Below are 7,071 nucleotides of genomic sequence, written 5' to 3' on the forward strand. Positions count from 1 at the left end.
TTTAAATCAATATTAATATCTTTAGCTTCTATATATCCTAAAATCCGCTCATTTTTTCTGATAGTTAAATCGGGTATTCCTGCTTGATTACCTTTTTCTTCAATTCTGGCATTAATCCCAATCATTAAACCTTCAATTAGTCGTTTTAGACTGGGGTAATGACTGCGTTCTCCACCGCGTTGGCTATTTTCTTGTAAATCTTGGATGTAGTTATTAAAATCAGACATAATCCCTGGATAATTATTTATTAAATTTCTTGATTTTTATCATAGCATATAATTGTAATATATTTGTAGGTTGGGTTAAGCGACAGCGAAACCCAACAAGTTGTGAAAATGAAAATGTTGATGTTGGGTTTCCTAATGTCAACCCAACCTACTTGTTTATCTATTGATCATGTTGGGTTTCCTAGTGTCAACCCAACCTACTGTAAATCATTTCATTCTAAAATCTTGCAATAAAAAAGGCATAATTGCACCCGTAATTAAACTAGCTACAGTAATGGGAATACAAAGGGGAATTGATGCTTGTGCTAGTAATACTAATATAACTGTGCCAATACCACTAGCAATTATAGTTTGACGCAGAAAATATATGGGGTCACGGAATAGTTTACCCTTAAAAAATAACTTAATAGAAAACCAACTTAATTCTAACATATATCCTCCTAGTAATTAGCTAATAAATTCAGGATAAATAACCCTAAAATTACCGCAGGAATTACCCCCGCTGGTGCGAATAAACTACCAATTATGGCTGCAAATTTGTATCCGATATCTTTACCAGCAAGGATAATTCCACCAATTGCACCACCAACCATTGATAAAATTACAGCAATGATTAACCAAGTAAATCCTGTGGTGAAATTTAATTCTGTATTTAGACTATACAGAAAGTTAATAAATTCTGGATCATTGACAAAATCAAACATGATGATTCTCCTATACTTGGATTTCTGCGGCTAAATCTTCTAGTGCTTTACCTACTATTTCCGCTTGTTCAAATTGTTGATTTTCTGTAAATATTTGCCAAGCTTGCTGATAGTATTCTCGCGCTTGCAAAAGATTTCTTTGATTTCCTAATTCCGGTTTTTCAGGATTGTCAGGTAGGTTGAAAAGAACATTAGCTTTGTTAGAAATTGTGTTAGCATATTCTAACGGTGTATCTTGAGGATTACGCACTTTCAAAGCTTCATTGTAAGCCAAAACAGCCCGTAAATTATTGTCTATAGGATGAGAACTTACTAAATATTGTAAAGCATTTCCTAAATTATTTTGCAACATTGCATATTCTCTAGGATGGTCAATGATGTTAATATGTTTGAGAGCAGTTTCAAAAGACTGTATTGCTAAACCTTGACGTAAAGATTCCCGTTCTGATGACATAGGTATAGACAGATAAGCGATCGCTATATTATTATATAAAATCGCATATTCTTGCGGATACTTTTCCCAAGTAAACACCCGCAAAGCCTGATGATAAACATGAATACTATCAGTTATCCGCGCTAAATTTTCGGGAACTAAAGACTGTAAAACTAAACCCAAATTCATTTGGGCTGCTGCTACCTCCTCCGCTGTGGCAAATTGTTGTAAAATTGGCAAAGCTTCCTCATAATCTACCCGCGCTTCTTGCAACATCTGGGAATCACCATCAGGAATCATCTGTAATGCCCCTGCCCTGCCCACCTTAGCCCGTGCTTTCAGTAAAACGTATTCCTCCCCACACATTTGATATGCACGGTCAAATAGCCCAATTGCATGGCGTAAATCTTGGGATGTTTGCGGCTTTTTTTGTAAACCTGTAGCAATTTCCATCAGCATTTGGATTTTTTCTGCTGTTGTTGCTGACTCGGAAGATATAGCCGCGATCGCTGCTTTGACCGCTGAATCTGTCATACTAGATATCATAATTGGTGTACTCTAACTAGTTGAAGAAAAGAATTAAATTATCAATATCTAGGTTGCATAAATTACGGAAATTTTAATTATCAATCTAGAAATATTCTATCTCTATAGATAATCAGATAAAATCCCAGCAACGCACATTTTAATTAATAGGTATTACTACCAAAAATATAATTGAGTTATTTAATTAATAATTATTAATTACTATAAAACAACCTCTAGAAAAAGTCTAGAGTAAAATTACTTATCTTTATAGAAATTTTACAGAATCAAGATGATTAAAATTAAATAGCATTTCTGGATCTTCCAAAAGCAATACTTCTACAGAATAAGATTTTAACCACTCTTGAAAAGAACGTCCACCTTGTTCAATATACTGCCTTAATTCCGGTAAACAACGACGACGATAAAAACCACATAAAGGCTGCCAAATTTGATGATTTTGTACCAAAGCTGCTATTTTATTTTCGGGAATTGTATCTAATTGACCTATCCAATTTTGCAATATTTCTAGCCGTAAATTTGGTAAATCACAAGCCAATAAAAGTACCCAATTTGTTTCTACTGCTGCTAAACCTTGCATAAAACCTACAAGGGGTCCATGGGTGCGGGGTTCATTTCCAGTTTCCCCAGGTAAAGGAACTTCTCGAATAAATTGACTGTGAGGTGTGAGTAATTCTTGATAACGTTCTGGCCAGGGAGTGACAATATAAACTTTATCCGTACAAGCCTCTGCAATAGTACAAATTAATCTTAACATAGGCACACCGCCCATGGCAATCAAAGCTTTATCTCTACCCATGCGAGTGCTTTTACCACCAGCTAAAATAATAGTCGTAACATGATACTGGGAATCAATATTCATAATATTTGTATTCTATAGCAATCCGATTTATTGGCTTCCAGACCCGCCCGGAACTTAAGTTCCGGGCTAATAGCTAAAGTAAACTAAAGTTTACTCAGGAATTTTTGGGTTACTTAGTCATCTAAAGATGACTTTGGCTATGAGACTGGGAATTAATTCCCAGGCGGGCTATAGATCCTACGATATTTTCTCATAAATCATTTACAATAACTATATAAATCTATTTTTCATAAATAAATAACACCCATTTTATGACAGATTTTTTTGAATTTGAAGCGGATTTTGTTGATTCCTTGCGCTGTATTCCTATGCTAGTACGTTACAAGCTAGATACTTGCGGAATTAAGCTAAAATTAGCAGAATGGAATGAGATGAATCAAGAGTCACGTCAAAAATTAATCATATTACCTTGTGCTACAGATAGTCAAATTCATAATTACAGAGATTATATTCAGCAGCTAGTATTAAAACTGACTGCTAAATCTGTGGCTGAATTACCAATTGAACCTAATCCACCATGGTTAGATATCACCAATATTCCCAGAAGTGTTGACGAAAAAGCTCAAGAAATAGGTATAATTATCACTATCGAAGCTTGGAAAAATTTAACCATTTTACAGCGGTTTGTCCTAATTAAACTCAGTCGTCCTAGTCATGAAAATAAAAACTTTTTACCGGCTTTGGTAGAATTTAATTTATTGCCAAAATCCTAAATTCTGCTATATTGCTATGGATGATACTTTTTAAGTAATTAGTAAAAGCAAATGATTAAATTAGACCAGTTTTTAAAGTTTATTGGTATAGCCTCTACGGGAGGTCAAGCGAAATTGTTGATACTTGATGGTGAGGTGAAAGTGAATGGTATAGTGGAAACAAGAAGAGGCCGGAAATTAGGAGATGATGATATAGTGACAATAGGACGAGAAACTTTTAAAGTAGGGGAAATTATACAGCAAGTTGAGCTTGAGTGAAGTACACTTTGTGCAGGCAAGATGCCCGCACCACAAGAGTTTTATTATTAATATCTGTACTTCATAAGATCGGGAACTGCTGGATCACGTCCTGATAATTAATTAATTTTTATACTTGTTATTTATTTGTTATTTTACTGCCATTTGCCTATTCAAAAACTTTTAAGTTTTATTTAGAAAAAAGGTAATTGACTTAAATAATACCTTAGATTATAATAACAAATATAGCTATAGCACTCCTAAAGAAAATGTGTTTGTGGCAATTGCAGTAGACATAGACATCTCCCTGTTCTCCTCCTCCGTGATCTCTGTGTCCCAAGTGGTTGGTTAATACAAATGTTGCCCACAAATCAAATAGGAGTCCAAATTAATGATCAAGAGGGTCAAAATCTACAAGCTAAATCCTGAAAAAAGGGTAAGTTATACCCTTAAATAACTTCCTTAATTGTCCATTGTCAACATATATAAAAATACATAGCTAATGACTAATGTACTTTGGCTACAAGGTGGTGCTTGTTCAGGTAACACCATGTCATTTCTGAATGCGGAAGAACCGACAGCTTGTGATTTAATTGCTGATTTCGGCATGAAAATACTTTGGCATCCTTCCCTGGGTTTAGAATTGGGTGATAACGTCCAAATCATGTTATGGGACTGTATTTTAGGGAAAACGCCCCTGGATATTTTGGTATTTGAAGGCAGCGTAGTTAACGCCCCTAATGGTACAGGAGAATGGAACCGGTTTGCAGACCGTCCTATGAAAGATTGGTTAAACGATTTAGCCAAAGTTGCCAAATTCATTGTCGCAGTAGGAGACTGTGCGACCTGGGGGGGAATTCCCGCAATGTCACCCAACCCCAGCGACTCCAAAGGACTACAATTTCTGAAACGGGAAAAAGGCGGTTTTTTAGGTTCAGATTTTGTCAGTCAAGGTGGTTTACCCGTCATTAATATTCCCGGTTGTCCCGCACACCCCGACTGGATAACGCAGATATTAGTAGCGATCGCCACCGGACGAATTGATGATATAGTTCTCGATGAACTACATCGTCCCCAAACCTTCTTTAACACCTTCACCCAAACCGGTTGTACCCGCAACATTCACTTTGCATACAAAGCCACAACCGGGGAATTTGGACAACGGAAAGGTTGTCTATTTTACGACTTAGGTTGTCGTGGACCCATGACCCGTTCTTCCTGTAACCGTATTCTTTGGAACCGCGTCTCCTCCAAAACCCGCGCTGGAATGCCCTGTTTAGGCTGTACAGAACCGGAATTTCCCTTTTTTGACCTTGAACCCGGAACAGTTTTTAAAACCCAAACCGTCATGGGAGTACCCAAAGAAATACCCCCCGGAGTCAACCATAAAGATTACGCAGTGCTTACCGTTGTCGCCAAAGACACAGCCCCAAAATGGGCAGAGGAAGACTTTTTTACCGTTTAGTTATTAGTCATTGGTCATTAGTAGAAACAATTACCAATTACCAATTACCAATTACCAATTACCAATTACCAATTACCAATTACCCAGAAAATATGCCAATTCAAACCTTAGATATTTCACCCGTTGGTAGAGTCGAGGGTGATTTAGATGTGCGTGTCGAAATCGAAAATGGATATGTCACAAACGCCTGGACTCATGCCGAACTTTTTCGGGGTTTTGAAATAATTTTACGCGGAAAAGATCCCCAAGCCGGCTTAATTGTCACTCCCAGAATTTGTGGAATTTGTGGCGGTTCTCACCTCAGTTCTGCCTCTTGGGCATTGGACACAGCTTGGGGAACAGAAGTTCCCAGAAATGCAATTTTAGCGAGAAACTTAGGGCAAATTGTCGAAACAATTCAAAGTATTCCTCGCTATTTTTACGGCCTATTTGCCATTGATTTAACTAATAAAAATTATCGCCGCAGTCACTTTTATGATGAAGCTTGTCGGCGCTTTGCTGCTTTCACAGGTAAATCCTATGAAATCGGCATTACCATTTCTGGAAAACCTGTAGAAATCTACGCTTTATTAGGTGGACAATGGCCGCACAGCAGTTATATGGCAATAAATCGGTGAATTGCTGATATAGTCAGGATTTACAAGGATAGGTTTGATTATTCCCTGATTTTTCCTTAAATAGCTACATCATAAGTCCATTTATTTTTATCTACTAACGGCTATTTGGTGTTTTCAACCGTTACCTAATTTTTCCCTAACCCTGGAATAGCCACTGGAAGAGATTACTAGGTCGCGCTAGTTCTCACCGGGACACTCTGCGATCGCATAACTATGATAAATTTTTAGTAAGCAAAGAATAATCTAATCTACCTATCCTCTTTTAATCTCCTTCCTGATTATGAATTTTAAACGATGGCAAGAACTCAAGCAAATCCTCACTGAAGAAAAAGATTTGTCTAACATCTGGACATATTACATGGATCATTTTGCGGATCATCCCGAATTCATCAACTTGGGAAAACCTAGCCAGAATCAATATATAGATGCAGTTGTCAAAAAAACCTGTCAACAACTATTTGGTCAAAACGTCAAAATTACCAATTCTCTCCTTATCCATATTCCCCGACATCAATTTTTCCATGGACCATTGCAAGCAAGCGGACGAATTGGTGGTGTGATTTTCTTTGAGGATATCAAAGTCGGTTTAATGGCTATTTCCGCACACTTTCCCCCAACTAGTGAGGTGAAATATTCCCGGTTTACCGAAGTCATGGATTTATCACCACCAAGAGGTCACGATTTAAATTGAAGCCTTCCTAACCCGCCCTAACCTGAAAATAGTCTAAACTTAAATTGTTCACCTATTACCAAAATCATCATGACTCGCTGGTTTAATATTGCAGGTCCATGTAACCCTAAAAAAAACTATACACTCTCAACCACCAGTCGTTTACCCGACTTATCAATGTTAATTGCACAAGAAAGTTATTTTGTCCTTCATGCACCACGACAAACAGGGAAAACCACCGCCATGTTAGCCCTAGCAAAGCAACTTACTGATACAGGAAATTATGCAGCAGTCATGGTATCAGTGGAAGTGGGAAGTGCATTTAATCATGATCCCATCGCCGCAGAATTAGCAATTTTAGGAACTTGGTATAATACAATTCAAGATAGTCTACCTCTAGAATTACAACCACCTGCAAAACAATGGCAACAGGAAGAACCAGGAAGCAGAATTAAGGCTTTTTTAAGAGGTTGGGCAAAAGCTATAAATCGTCCTTTAATATTATTAATAGATGAAATTGATTCTTTACAAGACCAAACATTAATTTCAGTTTTACGACAATTAAGAGATGGTTTTCCTAACCGTCCCGAAAATTTT

General features: G+C 37.1%; 10 protein-coding genes and 1 pseudogene. 6 read left to right on the top strand and 5 right to left on the bottom strand.

Annotated elements, in window-relative coordinates:
- From ACIR131C_RS25980 to ACIR131C_RS0107730, 5 genes are all read right to left on the bottom strand, one after another.
- A partial coding sequence (locus ACIR131C_RS25980; RefSeq protein ID WP_035371633.1) for a hypothetical protein occupies positions 1 to 227 on the bottom strand: 227 nt, incomplete at its 3' end.
- Between the two features lie 207 nt (positions 228 to 434).
- The gene (locus tag ACIR131C_RS0107715; protein ID WP_028083582.1) at positions 435 to 659 is read right to left on the bottom strand and encodes a hypothetical protein; all 225 of its coding nucleotides are present in this window, start codon (positions 657 to 659) and stop codon (positions 435 to 437) included.
- An 8-nt stretch (positions 660 to 667) separates the two neighbouring features.
- The gene (locus tag ACIR131C_RS0107720) at positions 668 to 931 is read right to left on the bottom strand and encodes an asr0689 family protein (protein WP_028089732.1); all 264 of its coding nucleotides are present in this window, start codon (positions 929 to 931) and stop codon (positions 668 to 670) included.
- 10 nt (positions 932 to 941) lie between these two features.
- Complete coding sequence (locus ACIR131C_RS0107725; RefSeq protein WP_028089733.1) at positions 942 to 1,910, bottom strand: hypothetical protein; 969 nt, start codon at positions 1,908 to 1,910, stop codon at positions 942 to 944.
- A gap of 247 nt (positions 1,911 to 2,157) precedes the next feature.
- Entirely contained in the window at positions 2,158 to 2,772 is a 615-nt protein-coding gene (locus ACIR131C_RS0107730) for a molybdenum cofactor guanylyltransferase (protein WP_028083585.1), read from the bottom strand.
- A gap of 251 nt (positions 2,773 to 3,023) precedes the next feature.
- On the opposite strand from ACIR131C_RS0107730, the gene ACIR131C_RS0107735 reads away from it, so the two are divergent.
- From ACIR131C_RS0107735 to ACIR131C_RS26700, 6 genes and pseudogenes are all read left to right on the top strand, one after another.
- Complete coding sequence (locus ACIR131C_RS0107735; RefSeq protein WP_028089734.1) at positions 3,024 to 3,485, top strand: nitrate reductase associated protein; 462 nt, start codon at positions 3,024 to 3,026, stop codon at positions 3,483 to 3,485.
- 51 nt (positions 3,486 to 3,536) lie between these two features.
- Positions 3,537 to 3,743 (top strand): RNA-binding S4 domain-containing protein, encoded by a 207-nt coding sequence (locus tag ACIR131C_RS0107740; RefSeq protein WP_028083587.1) that lies wholly within the window; start codon positions 3,537 to 3,539, stop codon positions 3,741 to 3,743.
- 481 nt (positions 3,744 to 4,224) lie between these two features.
- Complete coding sequence (locus ACIR131C_RS0107745) at positions 4,225 to 5,187, top strand: hydrogenase small subunit (RefSeq protein WP_028083588.1); 963 nt, start codon at positions 4,225 to 4,227, stop codon at positions 5,185 to 5,187.
- Between the two features lie 92 nt (positions 5,188 to 5,279).
- A pseudogene (locus ACIR131C_RS0107750) lies at positions 5,280 to 5,789 on the top strand (nickel-dependent hydrogenase large subunit); the annotation flags it as partial.
- Between the two features lie 295 nt (positions 5,790 to 6,084).
- On the top strand, positions 6,085 to 6,495 hold the full coding sequence (locus ACIR131C_RS0107755) for a hypothetical protein (RefSeq protein ID WP_028089736.1): 411 nt from the start codon (positions 6,085 to 6,087) through the stop codon (positions 6,493 to 6,495).
- Positions 6,496 to 6,564: 69 nt separating this feature from the next.
- On the top strand, positions 6,565 to 7,071 hold a 507-nt coding region (locus ACIR131C_RS26700; protein WP_035371634.1), incomplete at its 3' end, for an ATP-binding protein.

Origin of the sequence: Dolichospermum circinale AWQC131C (assembly GCF_000426905.1) — a bacterium.
GTDB lineage: Bacteria > Cyanobacteriota > Cyanobacteriia > Cyanobacteriales > Nostocaceae > Dolichospermum > Dolichospermum circinale.